General features: G+C 60.8%; 23 protein-coding genes. 7 read left to right on the top strand and 16 right to left on the bottom strand.

Annotation, left to right across the window (positions count from 1 at the left end):
* Positions 1-7 precede the first annotated feature (7 nt).
* The gene (locus ACJ8J1_RS07810; protein WP_033643010.1) at positions 8-439 is read right to left on the bottom strand and encodes a DcrB-related protein; all 432 of its coding nucleotides are present in this window, start codon (positions 437-439) and stop codon (positions 8-10) included.
* Positions 440-671: 232 nt separating this feature from the next.
* On the opposite strand from ACJ8J1_RS07810, the gene ACJ8J1_RS07815 reads away from it, so the two are divergent.
* Both ACJ8J1_RS07815 and ACJ8J1_RS07820 read left to right on the top strand, forming a co-directional pair.
* Positions 672-1,676 carry an alpha/beta fold hydrolase gene (locus ACJ8J1_RS07815; protein ID WP_033643009.1) on the top strand — a complete coding sequence of 335 codons (1,005 nt, stop codon included), beginning with the start codon at positions 672-674 and terminating at the stop codon, positions 1,674-1,676.
* Between the two features lie 69 nt (positions 1,677-1,745).
* Positions 1,746-2,396 (top strand): dihydrofolate reductase family protein, encoded by a 651-nt coding sequence (locus ACJ8J1_RS07820; RefSeq protein WP_442520333.1) that lies wholly within the window; start codon positions 1,746-1,748, stop codon positions 2,394-2,396.
* 41 nt (positions 2,397-2,437) lie between these two features.
* Here ACJ8J1_RS07820 and ACJ8J1_RS07825 read toward each other — a convergent pair whose 3' ends face one another.
* Positions 2,438-4,054: a serralysin family metalloprotease gene (locus tag ACJ8J1_RS07825; RefSeq protein WP_033643007.1), complete on the bottom strand. Its 1,617-nt coding sequence runs from the start codon at positions 4,052-4,054 to the stop codon at positions 2,438-2,440.
* A 410-nt stretch (positions 4,055-4,464) separates the two neighbouring features.
* Between ACJ8J1_RS07825 and ACJ8J1_RS07830 the strand changes: the two genes are divergently transcribed.
* Entirely contained in the window at positions 4,465-4,818 is a 354-nt protein-coding gene (locus ACJ8J1_RS07830) for a protease inhibitor Inh/omp19 family protein (protein WP_033643006.1), read from the top strand.
* 4 nt (positions 4,819-4,822) lie between these two features.
* On the opposite strand, the gene ACJ8J1_RS07835 is transcribed toward ACJ8J1_RS07830, so the two are convergent.
* On the bottom strand, positions 4,823-5,344 hold the full coding sequence (locus ACJ8J1_RS07835) for a chromate transporter (protein ID WP_033644268.1): 522 nt from the start codon (positions 5,342-5,344) through the stop codon (positions 4,823-4,825).
* On the bottom strand, positions 5,341-5,907 hold the full coding sequence (locus tag ACJ8J1_RS07840; RefSeq protein ID WP_442520334.1) for a chromate transporter: 567 nt from the start codon (positions 5,905-5,907) through the stop codon (positions 5,341-5,343). The genes ACJ8J1_RS07835 and ACJ8J1_RS07840 overlap by 4 nt, the downstream gene beginning before the upstream one ends.
* Before the next feature lie 103 nt (positions 5,908-6,010).
* Here ACJ8J1_RS07840 and ACJ8J1_RS07845 point away from each other — a divergent pair, with 103 nt between their 5' ends.
* Positions 6,011-6,922, top strand: coding sequence for a LysR family transcriptional regulator (locus ACJ8J1_RS07845; protein ID WP_033643004.1), 912 nt, complete (start codon positions 6,011-6,013; stop codon positions 6,920-6,922).
* Between the two features lie 290 nt (positions 6,923-7,212).
* Complete coding sequence (locus tag ACJ8J1_RS07850) at positions 7,213-8,382, top strand: cupin domain-containing protein (RefSeq protein WP_042784444.1); 1,170 nt, start codon at positions 7,213-7,215, stop codon at positions 8,380-8,382.
* A gap of 36 nt (positions 8,383-8,418) precedes the next feature.
* On the opposite strand, the gene ACJ8J1_RS07855 is transcribed toward ACJ8J1_RS07850, so the two are convergent.
* From ACJ8J1_RS07855 to ACJ8J1_RS07895, 9 genes are all read right to left on the bottom strand, one after another.
* The gene (locus ACJ8J1_RS07855; protein WP_033643003.1) at positions 8,419-9,723 is read right to left on the bottom strand and encodes a c-type cytochrome; all 1,305 of its coding nucleotides are present in this window, start codon (positions 9,721-9,723) and stop codon (positions 8,419-8,421) included.
* An 11-nt stretch (positions 9,724-9,734) separates the two neighbouring features.
* On the bottom strand, positions 9,735-10,193 hold the full coding sequence (locus ACJ8J1_RS07860) for a (2Fe-2S)-binding protein (RefSeq protein WP_016927823.1): 459 nt from the start codon (positions 10,191-10,193) through the stop codon (positions 9,735-9,737).
* Complete coding sequence (locus ACJ8J1_RS07865) at positions 10,193-12,415, bottom strand: xanthine dehydrogenase family protein molybdopterin-binding subunit (protein WP_033643002.1); 2,223 nt, start codon at positions 12,413-12,415, stop codon at positions 10,193-10,195. The genes ACJ8J1_RS07860 and ACJ8J1_RS07865 overlap by 1 nt, the downstream gene beginning before the upstream one ends.
* A gap of 201 nt (positions 12,416-12,616) precedes the next feature.
* Complete coding sequence (locus ACJ8J1_RS07870) at positions 12,617-13,441, bottom strand: M55 family metallopeptidase (RefSeq protein ID WP_033643001.1); 825 nt, start codon at positions 13,439-13,441, stop codon at positions 12,617-12,619.
* Positions 13,442-13,456: 15 nt separating this feature from the next.
* Positions 13,457-14,512 (bottom strand): P1 family peptidase, encoded by a 1,056-nt coding sequence (locus tag ACJ8J1_RS07875; RefSeq protein ID WP_033643000.1) that lies wholly within the window; start codon positions 14,510-14,512, stop codon positions 13,457-13,459.
* A gap of 172 nt (positions 14,513-14,684) precedes the next feature.
* A complete protein-coding gene (locus ACJ8J1_RS07880; RefSeq protein WP_033642999.1) occupies positions 14,685-16,784 on the bottom strand; it encodes a peptidase domain-containing ABC transporter in 2,100 nt (699 codons plus the stop codon).
* Positions 16,777-18,051, bottom strand: coding sequence for an HlyD family secretion protein (locus ACJ8J1_RS07885; protein ID WP_033642998.1), 1,275 nt, complete (start codon positions 18,049-18,051; stop codon positions 16,777-16,779). Before ACJ8J1_RS07885 ends, ACJ8J1_RS07880 begins: the two co-directional genes overlap by 8 nt.
* A gap of 254 nt (positions 18,052-18,305) precedes the next feature.
* On the bottom strand, positions 18,306-18,584 hold the full coding sequence (locus ACJ8J1_RS07890) for a hypothetical protein (RefSeq protein ID WP_033644266.1): 279 nt from the start codon (positions 18,582-18,584) through the stop codon (positions 18,306-18,308).
* Between the two features lie 315 nt (positions 18,585-18,899).
* The gene (locus ACJ8J1_RS07895) at positions 18,900-19,643 is read right to left on the bottom strand and encodes a sulfite exporter TauE/SafE family protein (protein WP_033642997.1); all 744 of its coding nucleotides are present in this window, start codon (positions 19,641-19,643) and stop codon (positions 18,900-18,902) included.
* Between the two features lie 107 nt (positions 19,644-19,750).
* On the opposite strand from ACJ8J1_RS07895, the gene ACJ8J1_RS07900 reads away from it, so the two are divergent.
* Positions 19,751-20,632: a LysR family transcriptional regulator gene (locus tag ACJ8J1_RS07900; protein WP_033642996.1), complete on the top strand. Its 882-nt coding sequence runs from the start codon at positions 19,751-19,753 to the stop codon at positions 20,630-20,632.
* Positions 20,633-20,821: 189 nt separating this feature from the next.
* On the opposite strand, the gene dcp is transcribed toward ACJ8J1_RS07900, so the two are convergent.
* The 3 genes from dcp to guaD all read right to left on the bottom strand — a co-directional run bounded on the left by dcp (position 20,822) and on the right by guaD (position 25,421).
* The gene (gene dcp / locus ACJ8J1_RS07905) at positions 20,822-23,023 is read right to left on the bottom strand and encodes a peptidyl-dipeptidase Dcp (RefSeq protein ID WP_033642995.1); all 2,202 of its coding nucleotides are present in this window, start codon (positions 23,021-23,023) and stop codon (positions 20,822-20,824) included.
* A 166-nt stretch (positions 23,024-23,189) separates the two neighbouring features.
* A complete protein-coding gene (locus ACJ8J1_RS07910; protein WP_144236176.1) occupies positions 23,190-23,660 on the bottom strand; it encodes a hypothetical protein in 471 nt (156 codons plus the stop codon).
* Between the two features lie 444 nt (positions 23,661-24,104).
* Positions 24,105-25,421 carry a guanine deaminase gene (guaD, locus tag ACJ8J1_RS07915; RefSeq protein ID WP_033642993.1) on the bottom strand — a complete coding sequence of 439 codons (1,317 nt, stop codon included), beginning with the start codon at positions 25,419-25,421 and terminating at the stop codon, positions 24,105-24,107.
* Positions 25,422-25,608: 187 nt separating this feature from the next.
* Here guaD and ACJ8J1_RS07920 point away from each other — a divergent pair, with 187 nt between their 5' ends.
* Positions 25,609-25,791 (top strand): hypothetical protein, encoded by a 183-nt coding sequence (locus tag ACJ8J1_RS07920; RefSeq protein WP_127146125.1) that lies wholly within the window; start codon positions 25,609-25,611, stop codon positions 25,789-25,791.
* Positions 25,792-25,829: the final 38 nt, after the last annotated feature.

A 25,829-nucleotide genomic window follows, 5' to 3' on the forward strand; every position in this document is an offset into this window, starting at 1 on the left:
TTCATCGTTAGGCCGCCCGGTAGCTGTTCAGCACCTGCTGCAGCAGCGCGTCGTCTTGCGGCGTCAGCTTGCGCGCCATCGCCAGGGTGAACACCAGCACCCGGCCTTCCGCCAGCGCGAACACCGCCTGGTTCTGCCAGATGCGTTTGCCGTCGCGCAGGTAGCTGGCGCGTACCCACTCACCGGCGGCCAGCCCATCGCCCAGCGACGCCGGCTCGCGGCTTTTGAACGCCCAGCCTTTCAGCCCCTGCGCCAGCGCATCGAGCTGGCGAGTGACGTAGCTTTCCAGATTCTCCGCCGGCTGCAGCGCATCGCGGGAAATATTGACTGAGGGGGAAACATCATCACCGGCCAACAGCACGTTGACGGTGCGATCGGCATAGCCTTCCGGCAAAGCGACGCTGCCTTCGCTGAAAGCGCAGCGGGATAAAGCGGACATGCGAGGATCCTTTTGCATAAATAATGCTTAAGCATCGCATAACTTAGCCTTGAAATAAAACCATCAGATACTGCGAATGTTGCACGGCGTGACCCCGTTCACTGTGAAAAAGACCGTTGTCGGAATCTTGCCGGGAATCAAACCGTAATATTACAGAATTATCTGAAACCACTGGCGCGCCAGCGCGCCGATTGTGGCTATACTCGGCTATCGCCCTTTTCAGGAGATCAGGATGCTGAGATTAACCCGCCGCGCGCTGCTGTGCGCCACGTTGGCCGCGTTCACCGCCGGCGCTGCCGAAACGCCGAAATTCGGCCCGGAGCTGCAGGGCTTTCACTACCCCTACCCGTTGCAACAATTCAGCTTCACCTCGCAGGGGCAGCCGTTAAAAATGGGCTATATGGACGTGCCGCCGGAAGGCGCCGCCAACGGCCGCACCGCGCTGCTGCTGCACGGTAAAAACTTCTGCGCCGCCACCTGGCAGGACACCATCAAGGCGCTGAGCAAGGCCGGTTACCGCGTCATCGCGCCCGATCAAATCGGTTTTTGCTCCTCCACCAAGCCGGCGCATTACCAGTACAGCTTCCAACAGCTGGCGCAAAATACCCACGGCCTGCTGCAGAATCTGAACATCAGCAAGGCCATCGTCATCGGCCACTCCACCGGCGGCATGCTGGCCACGCGCTACAGCCTGATGTATCCGCAGGCGGTGGAACGGCTGGTGATGATCAACCCGATCGGCCTCGAGGACTGGAAGGCGAAAGGCGTACCGTGGCGCAGCGTCGATCGGTGGTTCGAGCGCGAGCTGAACACCACCGCCGAGGGCATCCGCAACTATGAGCAGCGCACCTACTACGGCGGCCGCTGGAAGCCGGAGTACGATCGCTGGGTGGATATGCTGGCCGGGCTGAACAACGGGCCGGGCCACCGCCTGGTGGCGTGGAACTCGGCGCTGATCTACGACATGATCTTCACCCAGCCGGTGTATTACGAGTTCAAGGATCTGCAAACGCCCACCACGCTGATGATCGGCACCGCCGACACCACCGCCATCGGCAGCGATATCGCCCCGCCGGCGGTCAAGGCCAAGATCGGGCACTACGCGGTGCTGGGCAAGCAGGCGGCGAAACTGATCCCGCACGCCACGCTGATCGAATTCGCCGGGCTGGGCCATGCGCCGCAAATGGAGGAGCCGGCGCGCTTCCATCAGGCGTTGCTCAAGGCGCTGCAACCCTGAGCGGCCGGTTGGCGCAGCCGGCGCGCGGCGGCTAAACTTTCAGCTGGCACTCAATTGCAGGAGACAGCCATGCGACAGATTATTGCCAGCGCGTTCGTCAGCCTCGACGGCGTGATGCAGGCTCCCGGCGGGCAGGACGAAGACCGCAGCGGCGGCTTTCGCTTCGGCGGCTGGACCGCCCCCTACTGGGATGACGCCGTCGCGGAAACGATGGGCGAACTTTTCTCTGCGCCTTTCGATCTGCTGCTCGGGCGGCGCACCTACGATATCTTCGCCGGCTACTGGCCGCATATCACCGACGAGGCCGACCCGTTTTCCGCCGATATCGCCCGCGTGTTCAATCAGGCGACCAAGTACGTCGCCACCCACCACGGCGAGACGCTGACGTGGGAGAACAGCCAGTGGCTGGGGCAAGACATCCTCGCCCGGCTGCGTGAGCTGAAGCGCACCCAGGGGCCGGTGCTGCTGATGCAGGGCAGCAGCACGCTGATGCAACAGCTGCTGGCCAACGATCTGGTGGATGAACTGCGCTTGCTCACCTACCCGGTGCTGCTCGGCGGCGGCAAGCGGCTGTTCGATGACAACGCGGCGCCGGCGGCCTTCACGCTGACCCACCCGGTGGTCTCGCCCGGCGGCGTCATTGTGGCTCACTACCGCCGCGCCGGCGCGGTGAAAACCGGCTCTTTCGTGGCGGAAAGCGCCACGGCGGCCCAGTCGTAAAAAAAGGGCCGGTCGGCCCTTTTCTCTTCCCCTTCCTCACCTCAGGCAAACAAAATATCGCTCTGCTCCACCTGCCCGACCACGTGGATCTTGAAGTCGGCGGCATAGCTGTTGCTCTGGGTGTTCATCAACAGATCGGTGGTGCCGTTGAAGGCGTCGAAGTTGAGCTGGATCTCGCCTTTCTGGCCGCTGAAGGCGCTGCCGCTGTCGATAAAGCGCAGCTCGCTCAGGCTATTGTTGAAGCGCAGGCCGGAGAGATCGATCTTGTCGATGCCGTGCTCGAAGTCTTCAATCACGTCGAACGCCGCCACCGTCGACTCTTTGGCGTTGAGATAGACGAAATAGTCGGTGAAGTTGTTGGCGTCTTTGCCGCCCCACAGATGGTCCGCCCCCCGCCCGCCGTACAGAATGTCTGAACCGGCGTTGCCCGCCAGCAGGTTGTCCTGATCGTTGCCGATGATCAGATCGCGCCCGCTGCCGCCGATGGCATTCTCGATGATCGCCCCGCGCGCGATGGCGACGTTCTGCGTGCCGCCGCCGACGCTGGAGAACGCGCCGTCGTTCAGGTTGATCATCTGCTGCTGGCTGTAGCCGGAGAAGTCCAGCGTGTCGTTGCCGCCGGCGTCCCACACCGCGAAGTTGACCGGTTTGCCGTTGTCCGCCGTGGCGGTCAGGAAATCACGGCCGGTGTTGGAGTTGAAGCCGTACACCGTGTCGCCGGTGCGGGTGTTCATGTTGGCGCCGTACAGCTTCTGGATCGCGGCGATGTCATCCACCATCGGCCCATAGCCATACACCCCTTTGGTGTCGGCGCCGGTGTAACCGGCGTTGAAATAGCTCATGATCGAGTATTGCAGCGAATCCTGATAATAAGCCGCGTCGTTTTGGTAACTCGGGTTGCCTAACGATGCGTCATAAGATCCCGGATGCGCCAGCCCCAGGGCATGCCCCAGTTCGTGGGTGAAGGTCTGGCTGCTGAAGTCGCCGCTAACCGGCGCCTTATGGGTGGCGAAATTTTTGTTGAACCACACCGTGCCCGCAAAGGCGTTATCGCTGCCCGATTTGGAACTCGGCGGGTAATAGGCGTAAGCATTGATGGCATTCGGGCCGCTGCCGGCTGCGGTGCTGCCGTCGGCGCGCTGCGTGAAGTAAGCGAAGGTGATATCCGCGCGGTGGTTGATATCGGTGGACGCCGCCTCGGTGAAGGTTACGTTCGCCACGTCGGCCCACGCCTGCATCGATTTCAGCGCCTGAGCCTGCGCCGCCTGGGTCAACGGCTGCAGCCCCTTGTCGCCGTCACCGGTCTGGCCGATGCGGTTCAGCGCGCTTTGCGTCAGGAAGGAATAGGTCAGCGCGACCGGCTGGTGATACACCTGGTCGCCGTTGTGCGTCAGGCCCGGCCGCGTCAACTGATCGGCGGCGCGATCGAAGCTGAAGTTATCACGGATTTTACCCAAATTATTAATCGCCGCCCCGCCGCGCTGGTTACTGTACAGGTTAGCGTTGTCCAGCGTGAACAGCGCGCCGTAGCCCAATCCGTCATAGAGGCTGCCGGGCTGGTGATAGTAAAACTGATAGTTATGATCGTTGGGGGATGTGGCGGCCAGGCTGGTGAACTCATCATCATCTTGCAAAATGTCGTTGTGGCGACTGCGCATTGCATTCTCCTTTTACACACTAGGAATCCACTCGATTTGTAAGACTATTCATCAGTCGTTCTTATCTAAGCCGAGGCTTAGGATTGACCAGTATAGTGACTCACTCCGGCGACGCGAGCCCGCCCAGCCTGGCTTCACCGCGCCGGGCGTTAAGAAGGAGATAACCATAACAATTTGTATTCTCACTATATTAATGAGAAAAATAAGCGCAATAACAGGTTAATCACTCGCTTTTCGCGCCTTTTAGCGACGGTTAGATCAGAATAATCGAGGATTAAAAAACCTAATCCTTGCCTCATCATCCCGCCGGGAACGTGCTAAGGTGTGAACGGACAGCCGAAAGGAGTGACCCGATGCCAACCCATTTCCTTATGCGCGCCTTGCGTCGCGCCAGCCTGACAGGAGTCGTTATGAGCGTATTGTGCAGCAGTGCCCTGGGCAGTTCACTGCCGTTGCTGGAACCCGCCGCGCTGAAGGGCGACTGGCAGCTCGCCGCCATCGGCGACGGTAAAGCCGTCTGCGAGGTGCAGCTGAGCGACGAAACGGTAGCCAACACCAACGCTTTCCGCTTCAGCGCCTCCGCCGAGTGCCTGCAGCCGATGGCGCTGCACGCGCTGCCAGTCGCCTGGCGGCCGACGCCGGACGGCATGACGCTGACCGACGCTGAAGGGAGCATGGTGGCGTTTCTGGCCCTGACCGCGCCGAAGCGCTATGAGCTGATCGACCGCAACGGCCCTTCACGCTTTGTGCTGATCCCGCGCTAATCCTTCAGGCAAACAGCAGGCCGAGCAGCGCGCCGCCCGCCAGCACCCACAGCGGATGGAGGCGCTTGCTCATGCTCAATCCCGTCGCCAGCGCCACGATCGCCGCCAGCCGCCAATGGGGCGCGGAAGCCTCGGCGATCAAAAGGCCGCTGGCCACCACCAGCCCCACGGTCAGCGGCACCAGCCCGGCCTGCACGATGCGGCGCCACGGACGATCCTTAAAGCGCCGCCAGGCGCCCATCACCAATAGCGTAACGATGGAAGACGGCCCGAACTTGGCGATCGAAGAAACCAGCAGCCCCGCCCAGCCGGCCACGTGCCAACCGACCAACGGCACGATCATCATGTTCGGCCCCGGCGCGGCCTGCGCCATGGCGAACAGCGCGCTGAACTCCTGGGCGCTCATCCACTGATGCACCTCCACCACCTGCCGCTGCATCTCCGGCAGAATGGTCATGCCGCCGCCGAACGCCAATAAAGAGAGCTCGGTGAAGATCAGCGCCAACGCCATCAACACCCCGCTCATGACGGCCACCGCCACATCAGCAGAATGCTCAGCGGCGCCAGCACCAGCATGGTCGGCAGCAGCGGCAGGCGCAGCCAGGCGATAGCGATCAGCGCCAGCGCGACGATCGCCAGCGCCGGCCATTTGCCGCCCAGCGGCAGCAGCATCTTGATCCCGGTCGAGAGCAGCAGCCCGGCGGCCGCGGCGGCCAGCCCGGCGAACACATGCTGCACATGGGGATCGTTTTGGAAGCGGGCGTACACCACGCCCAGCCCCACCACGATCGCCGTCGGCGCGGTGATGAGGCCCAGCAAGGCGCACAGCGCGCCGCGCAGCCCGCGAAATTCCATCCCCACCGCCACCGACAGGTTGATCACATTGCCGCCGGGCAAAAACTGGCACAGGCCGAGCAGCTCGGTGAACTGTTCCGCGTTCAGCCAGCGCCGGCGTTCCACCAACATGCTGCGCGCCATCGGCAGTACGCCGCCGAAGCCGATCAGCCCCAGCCACAGAAAGCCCAAAAACAGCGCCGCGTTGCCCGGCGCTGCCGCCGGGTGCGGTTTTAACGTATTGATATCTGACATGACATTGCCGTTCCACATCGCTTGTTTTGATGTCTGGTATCATGCGCGCCGCCGTGCCATGATGTCTAATGCATTCCGGAACAAAGAAAGATACCTTTGAGGTATGGCAATGATTGAACTGCGTCGCCTGCGGGCGTTCGTCACCGTGGTGGAAGAAGGCAACATCACCCGCGCCGCCGAGCGGCTGTTTATCCAGCAGCCGCCGCTGACCCGCCTGTTGCAGGGGTTGGAAGACGAATTGGGCGTGAAGTTGTTACAGCGATTGCCGCGCGGCGTGCGCGTCACCGAAGCGGGCGGCGTGCTGTTCGAAGAAGCCCGCGCCCTGCTGGCGCGCGCCGAACGCCTGCGCGAAGCGGTGCAGCGCGCCGCCCGCGGCGAGCAGGGCCACATCGCTATCGGTTTCACCAGTTCCGCCGCGCTGCACCCGTTCGTGCCCAACCTGCTGCGCCGCTACCGCGACATCCTGCCGGGCATCACCACTCAACTGGAAGAAGCCGGCAGCGGCGAACTGATGGAGGCGTTGCTGGAACAGCGCCTCGACGCCGCCTTCGTGCGCTCGCCGGCCAACGGCATTCCCGGCCTGAGCGTCGAGCCAGTGCTCAGCGAGCCGATGATCGTCGCCCTGCCGCTGGGCCACCGGCTGGCGCAAGAAACGCAGCAACCGCTGCCGTTGGCCGAACTGGCCCACGAGGCGTTTATTCTCTATCGCCGCCCGGCCGGCCAGGGGCTGTACGACGCTATCCTGGCCGCCTGCCACCGCGCCGGCTTCAGCCCGCGCATCGTGCAGGAAGCGCCGCGCCTGCCGGCCACCCTCAGCCTGGTGGGCGCCGGATTAGGGGTGTCAATCGTGCCCGGTTCCATGCGGCGGCTGGGCGGCGACGGCATCGTCTACCGCACTCTCGCCGCAGAAGCGCAGCTCAGCGCCCCGCTTTACCTGGCGCTGCGCCGCAGCCCGGCTTCGCCGATCGTCGAGCGCTTTCGTCAGTTGGTGCTGGAGACCGTGGGGCAGTCATAAAAAGCCCTAACGGCCAATAAAAAATGACGTTCGTTTATTATTTATTTAAGCCTGTGAGCGGTGAAAATTAATTCCAATCCATGACTATTCAACTTCCGGTTAATTAATTAAACCCGCTCTCACTTAGTAACAAACGCAAACAAATAAGCGCCTACGCAATACATTCCAGCCGCTAGGATTTAAGGGTCACAGCCTATTCCCGCCGATGACAAAAAATCATTTCAATGGCGATCGCGCCTTCCCTGTCGCCTGCTGCTGCAGGCGCACGGTTTTATATTGGAGAAAACGCTATGCTATCACGTCGTGATATATTGAAAGTCTCCGCCGTCAGCGCGGCCGCCGCCGGCATGATCGGCGGCATCGCCAAAAATGCCGCTGCCGACGACCATCGCAATATCGTGCCCCCCAGCAGCTATCAGCCGCCTGCCGATGCGCAGCATCTCTATAAATACAAATTCACCGACAGCAAAAAGCGCAGCCTGCCCAACGGCTGGGCGCGCGAAGCCACCGTCGAGCAATTCCCGATCTCCGAAGGCGTGGCGGGCGTCGACATGACGCTGGAGCCGGGCGGCGTGCGCGAACTGCACTGGCACGCCATCGCCGCCGAATGGGCGTTTATGCTGGAAGGCCATGCGCGCATCACCATCCTCGATCCCGAAGGCAAATGTGAGGTGGCGGACTTCGGCCCCGGCGACGTCTGGTATTTCCCGAAAGGCTATGGCCATTCCATTCAGGCGCTGGCGGACGGCGCGCATTTTATTCTGGCGTTTGATAACGGCCACTTCTCCGAATTCGGCACCTTCAGCATTACCGATTGGGTGGCGCATATGCCGAAAGAAGTATTGGAAAAAAGCGTCGACATGCCGGCGGCGGTATTTTCCAAGGCCAAACAGGGCGAGGCTTATATTGTCGGCGGCGCCGTTCCGCCCACATTGCCATTGCCGAAAAGCGACGGCGGATTAAATAACGCCCCGCTGACCCACCGCTATGAATTAATGAAGCAAAAGCCGTTCTTTGAAAATGACGCCGGCAGCGTCCATTTGGTGTCGTCGAAAGAATTTCCCATTTCCACCACCATGACCGGCATCATCGAGATCGTGAAACCCGGCGCAATCCGGGAATTGCACTGGCACCCCAATGCCAACGAATGGCAATACTATATTGCCGGCAAAGGCCGCATGACGGTGTTCAGTTCGCACGGCCACGCGCAGACGGAAGAGTACGCCCCTTCGGACGTCGGTTACGTGCCGCAGGGCTTCGGCCATTACATCGAGAACATCGGCGATGAGGATTTGAAGGTACTGATCGTGATGGACAACGGCATTTATCAGGATATTTCGTTGTCCGACTGGCTGGCGAAAACCCCGGCCTACCTGCTGGCGGACAACTTCAATAATCAGGTTGAGGACTGGCAGGATAGACCGAAAGACAAACGGGTGATGTCGCGGCGCAGCCGCTGACGCCGCGGCGAGGGAGAATCTCCCTCGCCGCTTTCTTTACTGCTTGCGCTGCTCCGCCACCTGTTTGGCGGTGACCTTGCCCTGCTTGTCGCCGAAATGGCCGACCACAAAGTTGGCGACCGCCGCCACTTCCTCGTCGGAATACGCGCTGCCGAACGCCGGCATCATCTCATGCCGCTCGCCGACGCTGATGCTTGTCCCCTTCAGGATGGCCTGCACCACGCTGCGCCCCTGCGGATCGTTCACCGCCGTGCTGCCGACCAGCGACGCATACTCGCTCTGGCGGCCCGGCCCATTCCACTGGTGGCAGCCGCTGCAGTCGTTGGCGAACACCCGGCGCCCGAGCGAGCTGTCTTGCCCGCCCGGCAGGATCGGTGTGGAAGCCCCCGCGCCCTTCGGCTGCAAGTTCACCGCTGCGGCGCCGTCGCCGGCGATCGGCTCGATATCGCGCAGGTATTTCACCAGCGCCATATTATCTTCCGGCGTCAGGAACTGCAGGCTGTTTTCCACCGCTTCCGCCATCGGGCCGCCGGCGCTGCTGCGCCCCGGCGCATGACCGGTGGCCAGATATTGCGACAGCTGCTGGTCGCTCCAGCCGCCGATGCCGGTCTGTTTGTCCGGCGTGATGTTGGCGGCGAACCAGCCTTGCACCACTTCACCGCTCAGGTGCTTGCTCTGGTTGAGGCCGAACCCCAGATTGCGCGGCGTGTGACACTCGCCGCAGTGGCCCAGCGCCGTCGCCAGATAAGCGCCGCGGTTCCACTGCTCGTCCTTGTTGAGATCCGGCGCGAAGCGTTGCTCATGGAAGAACGCCAGGTTCCAGAATTTCATGCCCCAACGCTGGTTGAACGGGAACGACAGATCGTTTTGCGGGTTGGCCTGTTTCACCGGCGGCAGGCTGAACAGATAATCCTTGATCGCCAGCACGTCGTCGCGGCTCAGTTCGGTGTACGAGGTATAAGGCATCGCCGGATACAGGTTGCCCTGCGGGCCGATGCCCTCACGCACCGCGCGCACGAACTGATCGTCGCTCCAGTTGCCGATGCCGGTTTCCTTGTCGGCGGTGATGTTGGTGCCGTAAATGGTGCCGAACGGCAGCTTGAAAGCGAAACCGCCCGCATAAGGCGCGCCGCCCGGCGCGGTGTGGCACGCCACGCAGTCGGCGGCGCGCGCCAGGTACTCGCCGCGCGCCAGTTTGTCGGTCATGCCGGCCGGCGCCCCGGCGATCGGCGCCGCAGGCTCCGCGCCGGTGGGCCGCAGCAGCGAGTACAGCGCGTATCCTCCCGCCAACACCACCACGGCGATAATCAGCCATAACAGCCCTTTCAAGGCATTGCTCATCGCATCTCTCCCTAACCCAATGCCTTGGCGGCCTGGTGGATGGCGGCGCGAATGCGCACATAGGTGGCGCAGCGGCAGACGTTGCCGCCCATCGCCGCGTCGATGTCCGCATCGCTCGGGTTCTTGCTTTGCGCCAGCAGCGCGCTGGCGCTCATGATCTGGCCGGACTGGCAGTAGCCGCACTGCACCACGTCCAGATCAAGCCAGGCCTCCTGCACCGCCTTGCCTTCCGGCGTGGCGCCCACGGCTTCGATGGTAGTGATTTTTTTGCCGACGGCGGCGGAGACCGGCGTCATGCACGAACGCACCGGTACGCCGTCCAGATGCACGGTGCAAGCGCCGCACATGGCGATGCCGCAGCCGAATTTGGTGCCGGTCAGGCCGGCTTCGTCACGCAGAAACCACAGCAGCGGCATGTGCGGATCACCCTCGAAGGTCAGCGGCTGATCGTTTACGGTTAAATGAATCATCAGGTTCTCTCCTTGTCAGACGCCGGATTCGCAGTGGGATTATGCAGTGGCAGGCTCAGCGAGCTACGCGGCCGCCCGAGCAGCGCCAGCGCGTTGCCGACCGCCGGAGCGATAGTCGGCACCCCCAGCTCGCCCACGCCGGTCGGTTTTTCGCTCGAGGGCACGATGATCACCTCGATCTCCGGCATCTCATCGATGCGCAGTGGGCGGAAGTTATTGAAGTTGGACTGTTCGACCACGCCGTCTTTCAGCGTGATATTGCCGTACAGCGCCAGGCTCAGGCCGTAGCCGATGCCGCCCTCGATCTGCGCGCGGATCACATCGGGATTCACCGCCACGCCGCAGTCCACCGCGCACCACACTTTATGCACTTTCGGGATGCCGCCTTCGCCGATCGATACCTCGGCCACCTGCGCCACATAGGTATCGAACGCCTTGGCGACGCCCACGCCGCGCGCGCGTCCGTCCACCACCTTGGCGCCCTGCCAATCAGCGGCTTTGGCCACCGCCCGCAACACGCCCGCCGCGCGCGGCGCGTCGCCCATCAGCGCCAGCCGCCCTTCGACCGGATCCTGCCCGGTTTCCTGCAGCAGTTGATCGATAAAGCTCTCCACCGCGTGGCCGGTGTGGGTGCTGGCGACCGACCGCAGCGAGGTGGTCGGCACCTTGCCGGGCACGATATGTGCATCGCAGCGGAAGGCTTCGAAGGTATAAGGCACCTCGCTGGCGCCCTCGACCATCATCTGATCGAGGCCGTTGACCACCAACGCATCCATCGCGCTGTGGCGCGTCCAGGAGTGGCCGACCACGGTATCGGTCCAGCCCACCACCTTGCCGCCGCGAATGGCGCCGCGCAGGCGGTGCAGGATCATCGGGCGATACCAGCCGTTGCGGATGTCGTCCTCGCGCGTCCATACCACCTTCACGCCGTGGCCGGGGCCGATGCCCTTGGCGGCCGCCGCCATGTCGGCCGCCAGATCCGGCCCCAGCGTCGGGTTGCCCAGATCGATACGCCGGCCGAAGCTGCCGCCCGCCAGAATGGTTTCAATCTGCACCTTCTCCGGCGGCAGCTCGAACAGATCGCAAAGCTGCTTGTGGTCGAGCGTCTGGATTTGGCAGCCGTAGCGCGCCTTGACGCTTTCGCCGTCCCAGAACAGATAGCCGTCCAGCGGCTCCATCGGCGCGTGAGCGACGTAGGGGAAGGTGTATTCGGCCTCGATCACCTTATCGGCCTTGTCGAACACCTCGTCCGGCTTACCGAGACTCTTCGCCACTACGCCGGTTTTCTGCGCCACCTGGCGGAATTCGGCGTAGATTTCCTCGGTGTTGCGTCGCTCCGCCTGCGCATCGTCCCAGGTGACCCTAAGCCGATCCCGCCCCTGGATCGCCGCCCAGGTGTTTTTGGCGTAAACCGCCACGCCGGTGGCAACCTGTTTCACCGCCACCACGCCCGGCACCGCCAACGCACGTTCGGCGTCAAACGTCGCCACCTTGCCGCCGAAGCGCGGCGGTTTCTTGAGGGTGACGGTCAGCATGTCCGGCTCGTGGATATCCTGCGAGAACTGCGCGCTGCCGTTGGTTTTCGCCAGTGAATCGACGCGGTGCAGACCGCGCGTTTTGCCGATCAGGGTGAAATTGGCCGGATCCTTCAGCGCCAGGCTGGCGGGATCGGGCGGCGGCAGCGTGGCGGCCAACTCGGCGAACTCGCCGAAACCCGCTTCGCGCCCGCTGGCGGCATGGCGGATCTTGCCCGCCTGCACGGTGATTTCCTGCGCGGAGGTTTTCCAGCTCTGCGCGGCGGCCTGCACCAGCAGCGCGCGCGCCATGGCGCCCATGCGCCGCATCTGTTCATAGGCGTTGGCCACCGAGCTGGAACCGCCGGTGCCCTGGAATCCGAACGCCAGGTTCTTGTAGACGGCGGTGTCCACCGGCGCGGCCACGACCCGCACCTGCGCCCAGTCGGCGTCGAGCTCTTCGGCGACCAGCGTCGCCATGCCGGTATAGACCCCCTGGCCCACTTCGGTGTGTTTACTGATGACGGTGACGATGCCGTCGGCGCCGATCTGGACGAAGGCGTTGGCGTCAAACGCCGTCGCGCCGGCGGCGGCCGGGGCGTTCGAGCGCGCCAGCGCGCCGGTGGACGGCAGATAGGCGCCGATCACCAACGCCCCGGCGCCGACGATAAACCGCCGCCGCGAAAGCGGAACTTGGGATATGCTCATTGCTCATGACTCCAAAAAAACCGAAGGCGTCACTGCCTTCGGCGAAACAGCGCTAATTATGGGAATGGCTTGCCGCGCCGGTCAGGTGACATAGCACAACAGAGCAATAATTAGCGTAGCCTATTATCCAGTAGGCTTAATGTTGAAGAGGGATTTTCTATTGGAGAATCGTGCGGTGCGGGCGGGAACCCGCACCGGGGGTCAGCTCTGCGTCGTCGCCAGATAGGAGAAGACGCTGAGCAGGCGGATTGGCGCCGCCATGTTGTCGCTGTCGAAGGCCACGGTGAGCGCATCCTGGCGCTCCACGCCGGGCACCAGGCTGAACAGATCCGCCAGCACCGGTTTGGCCGCCATCAGCGTCAGCCGGTAAGGCGGCATAAAACGGCGCTCCACCGGCAGTCTGGCGCCCTGGCGCACCTGTTGCATCGCGCGCTCGCGGATCTCGGCGCGTGCCCGCTGTGGGCTGAGCGATTCGGCGGCGGTTTGCGAGAGGGCGCGTTTCACGCAAACATAGCCGGATTGCGGATAACGTTCAGCGATCCAGCGTTGCAGCTCGTCGTCACCGCTCACCAGCCACAGCGGCACGTTCAACTCGGCCGCCGCCGCCGCATACAGATCGCTTTCGCCTACCGCCTCGCCGTTCAGGCTGACGCGATAAAAGGCCCGGCCGTTGATGGTATGCGCCAGCACGCCGCGCTCGCCGGCGGCGCTGTGATAACCGATAAACATCAGGCCGTCGTAACGTTGATGCTGCAGCCCTTCCACCATCGACAGCCCGCGCGGTTTGCCCTGCACCAGGCGCGCCCGCGCATCGATGCGTTCGGCGCGCAGGTTCTGCATCATCGCGTGGCTGTCGGCCACCGTCACCTCGGTGGCGCCGCCGGCAAAAGCGCCGTCGATGGCGGCGTTGACCTCCTGCTCCATCAGCTCGCGCGCCGCCGCATAGTCGGCGTGGGCCGGGTTGCACTGCTCCGGCCGCATCACGCCGGCGATCCCCTCGATATCCGCAGAGATAAAGACTTTCACATCAGGCTCCTGTATTTAATTTGCCGCCAGCCGATCGAGCAGCGGGCCCAGCGCCACGCGCGCATGCTGCTCGAAGCCGCTGACGCCTTCGGCGCTGAGCAACGCATCCAGCACCGCGTATTCGGTGGCGTCCGCCGCCGCCGCGAACAGCGGCTCCAGCCGTTCGTCCGGCAGCGTCGCCCCCAGTAACCGAGTGGAGAACGCCAGCGCGATGTCGCCGGAGCCGTGCCCCCAATGGCTGCCCACCCGCCCCAGGCCCGCGCCCGCGCGGCGGGCGATGCGGTTCAGCTGGCGGCTGTCCAGCGCCCGATCGCAGGCGATGATGATGATGACCGAACCGGCGTCCACCTGCAGCGGCGGATCCGCCAACAGCTTGCCCAGCGCCTGGCCGACGCGCACGCCGCTCAGCGTCAGCGAGTCGAGGGTGCCGAAGTTGGCCAACACCAGCACGCCGAGCGTGGTGCCGAGCCCCGGGCAACAGCGCGAGGCGGTGCCGATGCCCCCTTTCAAGCCGAAACTGCTCATGCCGCGCCCGGCGCCGACGCTGCCGCGCGCAAAGCGGGTGGAATGGTTATCCAGCGCGCTGAAGACGTGTTCCTCACGCACCGCCATCGCCTGAATATCGTTGAGGTAGCCGTCGTTGCACTCCAGCACCAGCGGGTTGATGGTGGCGCTGCCGCGGCCGATCTGCGGGTAGCGCCGGCAGCTGCGCCGCACCATGGCGTTGAACAGCGTGCCGACCGCGAAGGTGTTGCTCAGCAGGATCGGCGTTTGCAGCACCCCCAGTTCGTTCAGCTGCACCAGCCCCAGCGGCTTGGCGAAGCCGTTGAGCACCGCGCTGCCGCACGGCAGCGGCTGGTTGAACAGATCGCCCGGCGGCACGATGGCGGTGACGCCGGTCTGACATTCGCCGTCGGCCAGTGTGTGATGCCCGACGCTGACGCCCGGCACGTCGCACAGGGTGTCGGTCGGGCCGGCCGGATAACGCGCGCCCGGCAGGCGGCGGTGGCGCCGCCAATAGCTCAGCAGATTATCGAGGCTTTGTTGTTCAAATGCCTGGCTGTCTGTCATGGTTCCCTCATCCGCCGTTAGCCCATCAGAAAACCAGAATATCGCGCAATGCGCCGCGCCGTAAATTGAAAGCGGAAGCGAGCAGTAAAAATAGCCTTGCCCCATCGCCACTTATTGGGTTTTTAGGGAGAAAAGCAATGTAAATGGCTTGTGGCGCGGGTGATATCCCCCCTTATCCAAGATGTATAACCCGATCTGCCGACGCAATGGTCGTTTCACGGTGGGCAATGATCAGCTTAGTGATATTGAGTCTCTTAATTGCCTGATTCACGGCAGCTTCGCTCTCCTTATCCAGCGCACTGGTGGCCTCATCCAGGAACAAAATAGCCGGTTTCTTGTAGATTGCCCGGGCTATGAATAGCCGCTGTTTTTGCCCGCCGGACAATCCCTCCCCCAACTCGCCGATCGGGGTTTCATACCCCATCGGCATGCGCATGATCACCTCATGCAGATAGCTGGCACGGGCACAGGCTTCCATCCAGGCATCATCCATCTTGTCCGCGAACCCGCAGATATTTTCCCGGATCGAGCCGGAGAACAGTTTGTCGTCCTGCATCACGCAGGCAATCATTTTGTGGTAGTTGTTGATGCCGAGCTGCCGGATATCAACGCCGTTCACCTCAACCCGCCCTGAAGCCGGGGTAAACAGTCCGCACAACACCTTCATCAGCGTGGTTTTTCCGGCGCCGGACGGGCCCACGATGGCCACGCTTTCGCCCGGCGCAACGCTGATGTCCAGGCCATCAAAGATAGCCGGTGACTGGCTGTCGTAACGATAGCTCAGGGCATGGGTCGTCAATCCCAAAGGTTGCAGGCCCGCCGTGTAAGGGTGATCGGGTTTACGCTCCTCCCGCGGATGCAGGGCGATATCGGCAATGCGCTCGTTATGCAGGCTCATCATGCGCAGCTGCAGCAAAAATTCCGTCAGCGACCCGATGCGGTCGGAGAACTGCCCCCGAAAGGCGCCGAACGCCACGAACATGCCGAGGGTCATCTGGTTATCGATCACCAGGCTGGTTCCCAACCACAGAATGACGATCTGGTCACACGCCGCTATAAAGGTGTTGATCCCACCAAACAGCATGTCCATTCGGGTGACTCGGATCCCCGTGTTGATGGTGTCGATTTCAAGGTTTAGCCAGTGAGCGATGCGGCGTTCTGCCATGCCCTGCATCTTGACGGTAGCGATACCGTACAGCGTTTCCATAAAATACGAGCCGGCCCGAGCCTCTCTCACCAGCGCCTCCTCGGACAGCTGACGGTAATAGCCGTAGGTCAGCAGTCGCATCAACACATAAAGCGCGGTGAAAGTGAGCACTACCCAGGTGAGCCAGCCGCCATACAGCGCCATCATCACCAGCACACCGATCACCATGATGCCGTCCATGATGGCGCCGACGATGCTGGTGGTGAAAGTGCTGCGCAGCGTATCCAGTGAACCGAAGCGTGACTGAATGTCCCCCAGCTTACGACGTTCAAAGTAACCGAGCGGCAGGCGCAGCAGATGGGTGAACAACCCGGACTGCCACTGAACGTTGATAAGCGTCGCCATGACCAATCCTGACCATGCCCGCACCATGCCGATGGCAGCCCGCAACAAGATAAACAGCATCAATCCGGCGCAGATGAGCGACAGTAACCCACGATCTCCGGCAGGAATAGCGTGATCCATCACCAGCTGCGTGCCGATGGGCATCACCAGGTTGACGGTTTCGAATACCAGAGACAGGCAAAAAATTTTGCCGAGCGCCCCCTTGAGGCCATGCACGCTGCCGATCAGCGTGCGAAGATGAATGCGATGGCGGACGCTGTCGGCGGTGAATTCGCTGCCGGGCCAGGCCTCAAGCGCTACGCCGGTGAAACTGTGCGACAGTTCCGTCAGGCTGACGGCCCGGCGCCCGCGCGCCGGATCATGCAGCACTGCGCGGTGGCCTTTGACGCTGACCAGCACCACAAAATGGTTGAATTCCCAGTGCAGAATGCAGGGCAGTTTTAGCGCGCCGAGTTCGTCCAGATCCAGAGACAGGGGACGGGTACTCAACCCCAATTGCTCGGCGATACCGGTCAGTCCAACCAGCGTTGCACCGCGGGTTGACAGGTTGAACTGCCGGCGCAGCGCGATCATGTCGATATTTTTGCCGTAATAACCGCAGATCATCGCCAGACAGGCCAGCCCGCATTCCGACGACTCGGTCTGGTGCACCATCGAAACCCGGTGGCGCAACCGCAGATCCAGTTGGCTGACCCGTTGTTTGAATGAGGTCCTACTCATTGACTGGCCCCGTCGCGCTGTGTTTCATGTCGTAGAACGGCGACAGCATCCATTGATAAATCTTCCTTTTTTCCAGAAACAGGGTGCTTTGCGCTTTCATGCCGTTTTCCAGGCTCAGACGTTTACCGTCATAGGCAATGGCCTGTTTCTCCGGCATGACGATCACCTTGTAGTACGGCACGGCGGCGGTCAGCGCCGCTTTGGGCGCTCCCTGATAGGTCAGCATTTCCTGCGGCGAGGCCGGGGCTTTGGAGATGACGGCCACCGTACCGGCAAACTGGCCAAATTTCTCCGCCGGAAAAGCGTCATAGCGCACATTGACCTTATCGCCGGCGACGATGTAGGGGATAGCGTCGTTGGGCACCCACAGTACCAGGGCATAGCGATCGATGTTTTGCGGGATAATCTGCAGCAGACTGTCGCCGACGTTGACCATTTGGCCAACCGTGACGCTCAGCGAATCGATACGGCCGCCGGCCAGCGCGCGAACGATAATATCGCCAGTGGCATCTATGTTTTGCCGCTCCTTTTGCAGCTCGTAGCGCTGCAGCTCCATCTGGTAAATCTGGTTGTCGAATTCGGCAGCCTGGATATGGATCTGGCTTTCCAGCGCGGTGATCTGCAGCGCATTCTGTTCGTTCTGGCCGGACAGGCCCAGCAGGTTGTTCTGCTGCTGGTAATACAGCGCCACCTGGTTGGTGAGCTGATCCTTATTGATCAGCCCTTTGGTCTGATAGTGCCGGTAGTTCTCCATGTTTTCCTTCATGATGCGAATCCCTTCCTGGGCGCGTTTGAGGATATCGGTGGAACGGGTGAATGCGGCGGTGTATTGCGCCTTCTGTTGTTCCAGCATGATAAGCGTGGCCTGCTTGCTGCTTTCCAGTCGGTTGATGATTTGCGCAATGCGTGCCAGCTGGCCATCGATATCCCGGCGCTGGTTGTCGCTGATCACACCGCTACGGGTACTCTTGCTGACGTCGATCTGGTAAATGGGGGCACCAGCGGCAATCACCTGCCCTTCGGTGACGAATTGCTTGACCACTATCCCCTGGACGGCGGAATAAACGTTGGCGGCGCGCGGATAAGTGCTGATCTCGCCGGTCACGTTGACCCGCCGGGTATAGGTACCGGCGATCGCGAAGGTGAGAAAGGCGATGAAGAAAAACAGGCAGAGCCCTGTCGTGCCCCAAACGGGAATACCGGGTAGCAGAAGCGCCCTGCCACGCCATTTCATTTTCTGATTCTCGATCGCTTCCTGGCGAAACATGAGCAGCGTCCCTTAGTGATAGCTAACATTCAAATTCACAGGCTACTGTATTGACAATAAAATAAGCAGAAGGTCAGTTAATTTTGGTGAGAGGACATGAAACCATTAAAATAAACACCTTTAAATCTTCTGAGTGATCCTGGCGCCAATAAATTTTTATGAACGTATGCTTCACCCAATGGCAGTATCATATCCCGAGAAAAATCAGAAAGATCCAGCTCGACAAGCCTTTTTAAATCCTACAGCATCTACTTCTAACTCATTTTCATCGTAGCAAAATAGACGATCGTCATAACAATAACAAAAATAGAACAGAACAATAAATCACCTGAAAAACCTCTCAATGAATCCAAATAATCATTGCTGTTCTTATTTAATTTTTTAATGGCATCGCTTTCGTTCTCAGCCTCTACTTCGATATGATGCTTTCTGAACCCCTTCTGCCTCATGACTTTAATTATTTCTCGCGTAACCACTTCCTTTTTTAGCACTTTTGATTCATCACTCTTTATAAAAACAACATATCTATTCATCATATACCCCATCTCCGTTATCAGACGCTCTTTTTCCACTCCTATCTCGATCCTGCCATCCACCTGACACCGCATCGAATTGGCTGCTTAAAATTTCCTTCATAAATACTCTCCTATGGGTTTACTGGTTTTACAGTCATTAAAAACAGCTGCAGTGGCAAATGTAAAACACACTAATAACAATCCATAACCACCCTGTATTCCATGAAAAAAACCAATAAGAAAAGTGTGTTCTAAACATTGCAACTCATCATATTAAAATAAACCCCAGAATAATATATCGAACCTAATTACACGCGCATGCTATCGATTCAATTAATTGAATCGCCAAATAATCTCAACGCCCAAGATTAATAACCCAATAAAGAAGAGGCGGCGGAACAGCTGCGGGCGACAATGACGACGCACCCTCTCCCCCAGCCACATGCCGCCCAACGCCGGCAACAGCGCCAACAGCGAACCGCCGAGCAGCGTGGCGGGCAGCGCCTGATGCCAGGCTAAACCGGCGGCCAGCGCCAGCGTCGAGACGGTGAACGACAGCCCCAGCGCCTGCACCAGATCGTCGCGCGCCAGGCCCAACGCATTCAGGTAAGGCACCGCCGGAATGACGAACACTCCGGTGGCGCCGGTCAGCGCACCGGTCACCAGGCCGCACAGCGGCCCCAACCAGGGTTCCGCCGCAGCGGAAACGCGCCAGTCGAAACGGGTAAAACCCAGCAGCGCATAACCGATCAGACACACGCCCAGCGCCAGCGGCGCCAGGCGGCCGTCGCCGGCAGTGAGCGCCCCCGCGCTCAACACCGTGCCAAGCGTGACGCACAGCATCATCGGCCAGAGCCGGCGGCACAGCGCCCCCAGCCGCGCCCCGCGCAGCAACTGCCACAGGTTGGTGATCAGCGAAGGCAGCAACAGCAACGCGGCGGCCTGACCCGGCGGCATCATCAGGCTGAGCAGCCCCATCGACACGGTCGGCAGCCCCAGACCGATCGCTCCTTTGACCGTGCCGGCCAGTGTAAAAATGCCCGTCAGGGCGATAATCTCGAGTAGCGTCAGCGACATGCGTCTATCCTTATGGCGAATCAACGGCTCGATTGTGGCCGGCGGTATGGCGCGGCACAATGCGGCAATGGCAGAGCCTGCCTGCGGCAAAGACAGAGGGAAAACGCATGCATTTTGACTTTATCGATCTGCGGCTGTTGGCGGCGGTGCTCGAGACCGGCAGCATCACCGCCGGCGCCGAGCGCGTTGGGCTGTCGCTGGCCGCCGCCAGCGCCCGCATGCGTGGGCTAGAGCAACAGGCCGGCGTAGCGCTGCTGACGCGCAATCCGCGCGGCGTCCAGGCGACGCCCGCCGGTGAGCGCCTGTTGCATCACGCGCGAGTGCTCTTACAGCAGCGTGAGCGGTTGCGCGGCGACCTGGCCGAGTTCGCGCCGGGCCAGCGCAGCCGACTGCGCATCGTCGCCAATACCGTCGCCGCCGACGCTTTTCTGCCGGAGCTGTTGGCGGATTTTCTGGTGCTGCACCCGCATACCGATATTGTACTGGAGGAGCTGCCCAGCCCGGCCATCGCGCAGGCGATCGCTGAACAGGCAGCGGATATCGGCATCGCGGCGGATCACGCCGATCTGCGTGGGCTGGCAAGCTACCCTTTTCGCCAGGATCGTCTGGTGCTGGCGTTGCCGCCGGGGCATGCGCTCAGCGGCCGCCGCACGCTCAGCTTTGCGGACGCCCTGCCTTTTGATTTCATCGGCCTGCCGGAAGAGAGTGCGCTGCAACAGCATCTGGAACAGCTGGCGATACGCAGCGGCGGCCCGATGCGGCTGCGGGCGCGCGCGGCTCATTTCGACGCCATCTGCCGCATGGTGCTGCGCGGTGCCGGGCTGGCGGTGGTGCCGGAAGAGAGCGCCCAACGCCATCCGCAAATTCGGCACAGCGCACTGACGTTGACAGACGAGTGGGCGACCCGGCGCCTGTCGATCGCGGTGCGTGACCTGGCGCAGCTGCCGCTGCCGGCGCAGCGGCTGGTGGCATTCCTGCGCCAAGCCTGAGGCGGCTCAATGCGCAGCCGCGCTATCTTGTGCCTGCGGTTTCACATTCAGCGTTGTCGTGACGCTCAGCGACATCACATCGCTGCCCAACCTCTCCGGGCTGGTGGTGAACCGCTGAGCGTCGGCCACGCCAAAAAGACGAAGGGCGCATAATGCGCCCTTCTTTTTGCTTACCGGGAATGGACGAACTTACTCGTCCTTCAGCCCGCGGTTGATCAGCATCGGCTCGATGCTCGGCTCTTTGCCGCGCCAGTCGATGTACAGCTTCTCCAGATCCTGGCTGTTGCCGCGCGACAGGATCATGTCGCGGAAGCGCTGGCCGTTTTCGGCGGTCAGGCCACCGTGTTCGGTGAACCACTGGAAGGCGTCGTCCGCCAGCATTTCTGTCCACAGGTAGGCGTAGTAGCCCGCGGCGTAACCGTTGCCCCAGATGTGCTGGAAGTAGCTGGAGCGGTACCGCGGCGGCACGTAGCTGAGATCCACCTTGTCTTTTTGCAGCGACTCGGCCTCGAACTTGTCCACGTCCTGCTGCGGCTGATCGGCTGTCAGCATGTGCCAGTGCATGTCCAGCAGCGCGGCGGACAGCAGCTCGGTCATGCTGTAGCCCTTGTTGAACTTGTCGGCCTTCTTGATCTTGTCGACCAGTTCCTGCGGCATCGCCTCGCCGGTCTGGTAGTGCTTGGCAAAGTGGCTGAACACTTTCGGATCGCTGACCCAGTGCTCGTTGAACTGCGACGGGAACTCGACGAAGTCGCGCGCGGTGTTGGTGCCCGACAGGCTCGGGTATTCCTGATCGGCGAACATGCCGTGCAGCGCGTGGCCGAACTCGTGGAACATCGTGATCACGTCGTCATACGACAGCAGCGCCGGCTGCCCTGGCGCCGGTTTGGTGAAGTTGGCGACGTTGTAGATCACCGGCTTGGTGCCGTTGAGCTTCGACTGATCGACGAAGTTGCTCATCCAGGCGCCGCCGCCCTTGTTGTCGCGCTTGAAGTAGTCGGTGTAGAACAGCGCCAGCGATTTGCCGCCCTTGTCGAACACTTCATACACCTTGACGTCCGGCTGGTAGACCGGGATGTCCTTGCGCTCTTTGAAGCTGATGCCGTACAGCAGGTTGGCGGCGTAGAACACGCCGTTGTTCAGCACGTTGTTCAGCTCGAAGTAAGGTTTGATCTGCGATTCGTCCAGATCGTACTTGGCCTTGCGCACCTGTTCGGCGTAGAACTGCCAGTCCCAGGCCTGCACCTTGAAGTCGCCTTTCTGCTGATCGATCACCGCCTGAATGTCTTTGGCTTCACGCTCGGCGCGCGCGGTGGCCGCCGGCACGATGTTGCGCATAAAGCTCAAGGCGGCATCCGGCGTCTTGGCCATCTGGTTTTGCAGCTTCCAGGCGGCGTAGTTCGGGTAGCCCAGCAGTTTGGCCTGCTCGGCGCGCACCTTGGCCAGACGGGAAAGGGTCTGGCGGGTATCGTTGCCGTCGCCCTTCTCCGCACGCGTCCAGGAGGCGTCGAACAGCGCTTGGCGGGTGTCGCGATCTTTCAGGCTCTGCAGCAGCGGCTGCTGGGTGGTGTTCTGCAGCACCAGCAGCCACTGTTTCTCCAGCTTGCGTTCGGCGGCCGCCTGCGCTGCCGCGGCCAGCTCACCTTCGGACAGACCGTCCAGCTTCGCCGGGTCGGTTATCGCCAGCGCGCCGTTTTTGCTCGCCGCCAGCAGTTTGTTGGTGAACTGGGTGCTCAACGTCGCCGCTTCCTGGTTCAGCGTCTTCAGCTTGGCCTTGTCGGCGTCTGACAGGTTGGCGCCCGCCAGCTCGAAGTTCTTGTAGGTCACTTCCACCAGCCGCCGCGATTCCGGATCCAGCTTCAGCGCGTCGCGATCCTGATAGATGGCCTTGATACGTGCGAACAGCTTGCCGTTGAGCATGATGTCGTCGTTCAGCGCTGCCAGCTTCGGCGAGGTCTCTTCATCCAGCTTCTGCAGCGCATCGCTGGTGTTGGCCGAGGTCATGGCGCCGAACACGCTCATCACCCGCGTCAGCAGCGAGCCGGCCTGCTCCAGCGCCACGAAGGTATTTTTAAAGTTAGGCTTGGCCGGGTTGTTGGCGATCTTCTCCACCTCTTCCCGCTTTTGCTTGATGCCCGCTTCGATCGCCGGCGCGTAGTCGCTTTCCTTGATCAGGTTGAACGGCGGCGCCTGGAACGGCAGACGGCTTTGATAGAAGAACGGATTCTGAGTCTTTTGCTTGTCGTGCTGATTGGCTTCACCGGTCACGGTAGCCTCCTTCGCCTGGCCGCTGGGCAGCGCGCTATGGTCGGCGTGAGGTTGGGTTTCTGCTGCCTGTGCCTGCGAGCCCAGCGCCATGCCGATCGCCAGCACCAATGTGGATAAACGCATCAAATCGAAACTCCTCCATGTTCACGGAATAAGGTCTCGGGGAATGGCTCCCTCTGAGTCATCACCTAGCTTAGGCGCAGTTGGCAGTTTGAGCAAAAACAAGTGATTAGAATACTCCTCCCTCGATGATTTGCTCCCTGTGGCGTATAGCAGTGCGTTAACTCGATTAGATATAACCTATAAACGCTTGAATGCGCCGACCGGGCACCGGACGATCGTATGACCTGATTATTTTCCCCACTGCCGCCTCGAAGGTTGCCGAAGTATATAATCCGCTACGGGTTTCAAGCGAAATTTGCCACAGAAACAACTCCCTCATATTACTGATACGTGTCACATCAAGCCGTGCGAAAACAAAGGGGTCTTTTGAGCTATGTTGATATTTTTCCATCCAAGCCGTGAGCCTTGAGTTACTCGGTGAATGCGTAAGCAAATCATGCCGGTGAGAGATATTATTCTCCTTTGGATAATCCTCAGATACGCTGGTATGTATAAGGATCTGTACGATATTGTACGCATAACCATTGAGCCTGTTACTGGGGTGCTTGCGCCAAACGGAAGGTTGCTCTTCAACTTTCCACGCCTTCTCGATCACGCGAGCAAGATAAATCAGCTTGTCGGCAGCTTGCAGATCCAACTTACGTCTGCCACTTATGAGCCAAGACCTTAGCTCATAAGTGGCGCGAGGATAAACATGCCCCACCGATTGCAAAAACTCACTTGACGACTCTGGCGATATGCTTGGCAGTGGTGATGTCCAACAGCTCCGCCAAAGAACAGCATCAAACGCTAGCGGTTCTAGTTTATCGCGAGCACAGATCCTTTCAGCTACAGCGCGCAGATGCTGAGCGCTGCAGACGGCTAACAAGTGATAACGGGGGTCAGACACAAGCATGAGCAATAAATCCTTTATATAATTTTTAATTAAAAATACGCGCAGAGTTATTCCTGATAAAGAGTATCCGCTCAACGGTGTTAACCCTGTGCCAATGACTTCACGTCTCTCCGCCCTTTCCCGCTCAATAATCAGATAAAGACAACGACGTTGGACGCTTCGATACTGGTAATGAATACGGCTGCGTCAGCGCGACGCCTCATAAACCACCTTGCCGTCCACATAGGTGCGATAAATATTGCGATCGTCCCCCAGGGTCATCAGCACGAACCCTTGTTCCGCCGTCGTGGCGCTGTTGGCGTAGCGCAACTGCTGCAGCGGCGTGACCGCCGGATCGAGCACCACGAAATCCGCCTCTTTGCCGACGTTGAAGTTACCGATTTTGTCGTCCAGCGACAGCGCGCGGGCGCCGCCCAGGGTGGCGTGATAGAACGCTTCTACGGCAGAGAGCCGGTAATGCTGCAGCTGGCCGACCTTGTATGCCTCGCCCAGCGTGCGCAGCATATTGAAAGTGGTGCCGGCCCCCACGTCGGTGCCGATGCCGAGCTTCACCCGCTTGCGCCAGGCCTGCTGCAGATCGAACAGCCCGCTGCCGAGGAACAGATTGGAGGTGGGACAAAACGCGATTGCCGAGCGGGTCTCGCACAGGCAGTCCCATTCCTGCTCCTCCAGGTGGAGGCAGTGGGCGAACACGCTTTTGCCGCCGGTCATGCCGTAGCGATGGTAAACGTCCAGATAGCTTTGGTTCTGCGGGAACAGCGATTTTACCCAGGCCACTTCCTGCGGATTCTCGCTCAGGTGCGTCTGCAGCCAAACGTCGGGGAATTCTTCGCGCAGCCGCTGCACCTGCGCCAGCAGCGCCGGCGTACTGGTGGGCGCAAAGCGCGGCGTAATGGCGTAACCGAGGCGGCCTTTGCCGTGCCAGCGTTCGATCAGCTCACGCGTCTGGCGATAACTTTGCTCCGGCGTTTCCAGCAGCGCCTCCGGCGCATGGCGATCCATCATCACCTTACCGGCGATCAGGCGCATATTCAGCGTTTGCGCCTGGGTGAACAGCGCATCGACCGACTGCGGATGCACGCTGCCGAACACCAGCGCGGTGGTGGTACCGTTGCTCAGCAACTCCCGCAGAAAGAAGGCCGACATCGCGTCGGCGTGCTGCTCGCAGCCATAACGGCTTTCGGTCGGGAAGGTGTAATTGTTTAACCAGCCCAGCAACTGGTCGCCATAGGCACCAATCATTTCGGTTTGCGGGTAGTGGATATGGGTGTCGATAAACCCCGGCACGATCGGTTTGTCGCGATACTCCGTGACCGCGAAGCCCGGCGGCAGCAGCGCCTCGCCCTGCTGCCAGCTGCCGAACCAGACGATGGTGCCCTCGTTGAGCAGCAGCAAACCGTCGGGAATATGCCGCAGGCGTTCCTCAAGCTGTTGCGGCGCCTCCACACAGGCTGAGATATCAAAAAAATTGCCACGAATAGCCGTGGTGAATTGCAGTGTCATTATTTTCTTCCTTGTGACGACCGGCCAAGCCCACCTGCATAATAAATTGCGATGATGAAACAAGGCCCTTTTTACCCAAACGCAAAGACCGGATTAAGCATAGCAAGCCGTGTGCCAATAGGCGGTCATAAAATATATTTTTATTTAAAAACAGAGTGATACTAATTCAACCAAAGAAAACCAACCGATGAAAAAGAATAAAACACGTGGCGGTCTTCAACGGCAGACGAATAGCAACCGTTTGCTTGCCGAAATAACACCGCGCCGCTGCACCTTTATTGGGCAAGCGGATAATTTCGCGGCCGTGACGTTTATTCCAACACGATGCAAAGCGGTCTGGCCCATTCCGCAGGCCACCCGACAAACTTGAAACGATAACCATTCTCAATTATCATCCGCGCATCTTTT

It is taken from the genome of Serratia sp. CY37869 (genome assembly GCF_052168895.1).
GTDB classification, from domain to species: domain Bacteria; phylum Pseudomonadota; class Gammaproteobacteria; order Enterobacterales; family Enterobacteriaceae; genus Serratia; species Serratia ureilytica.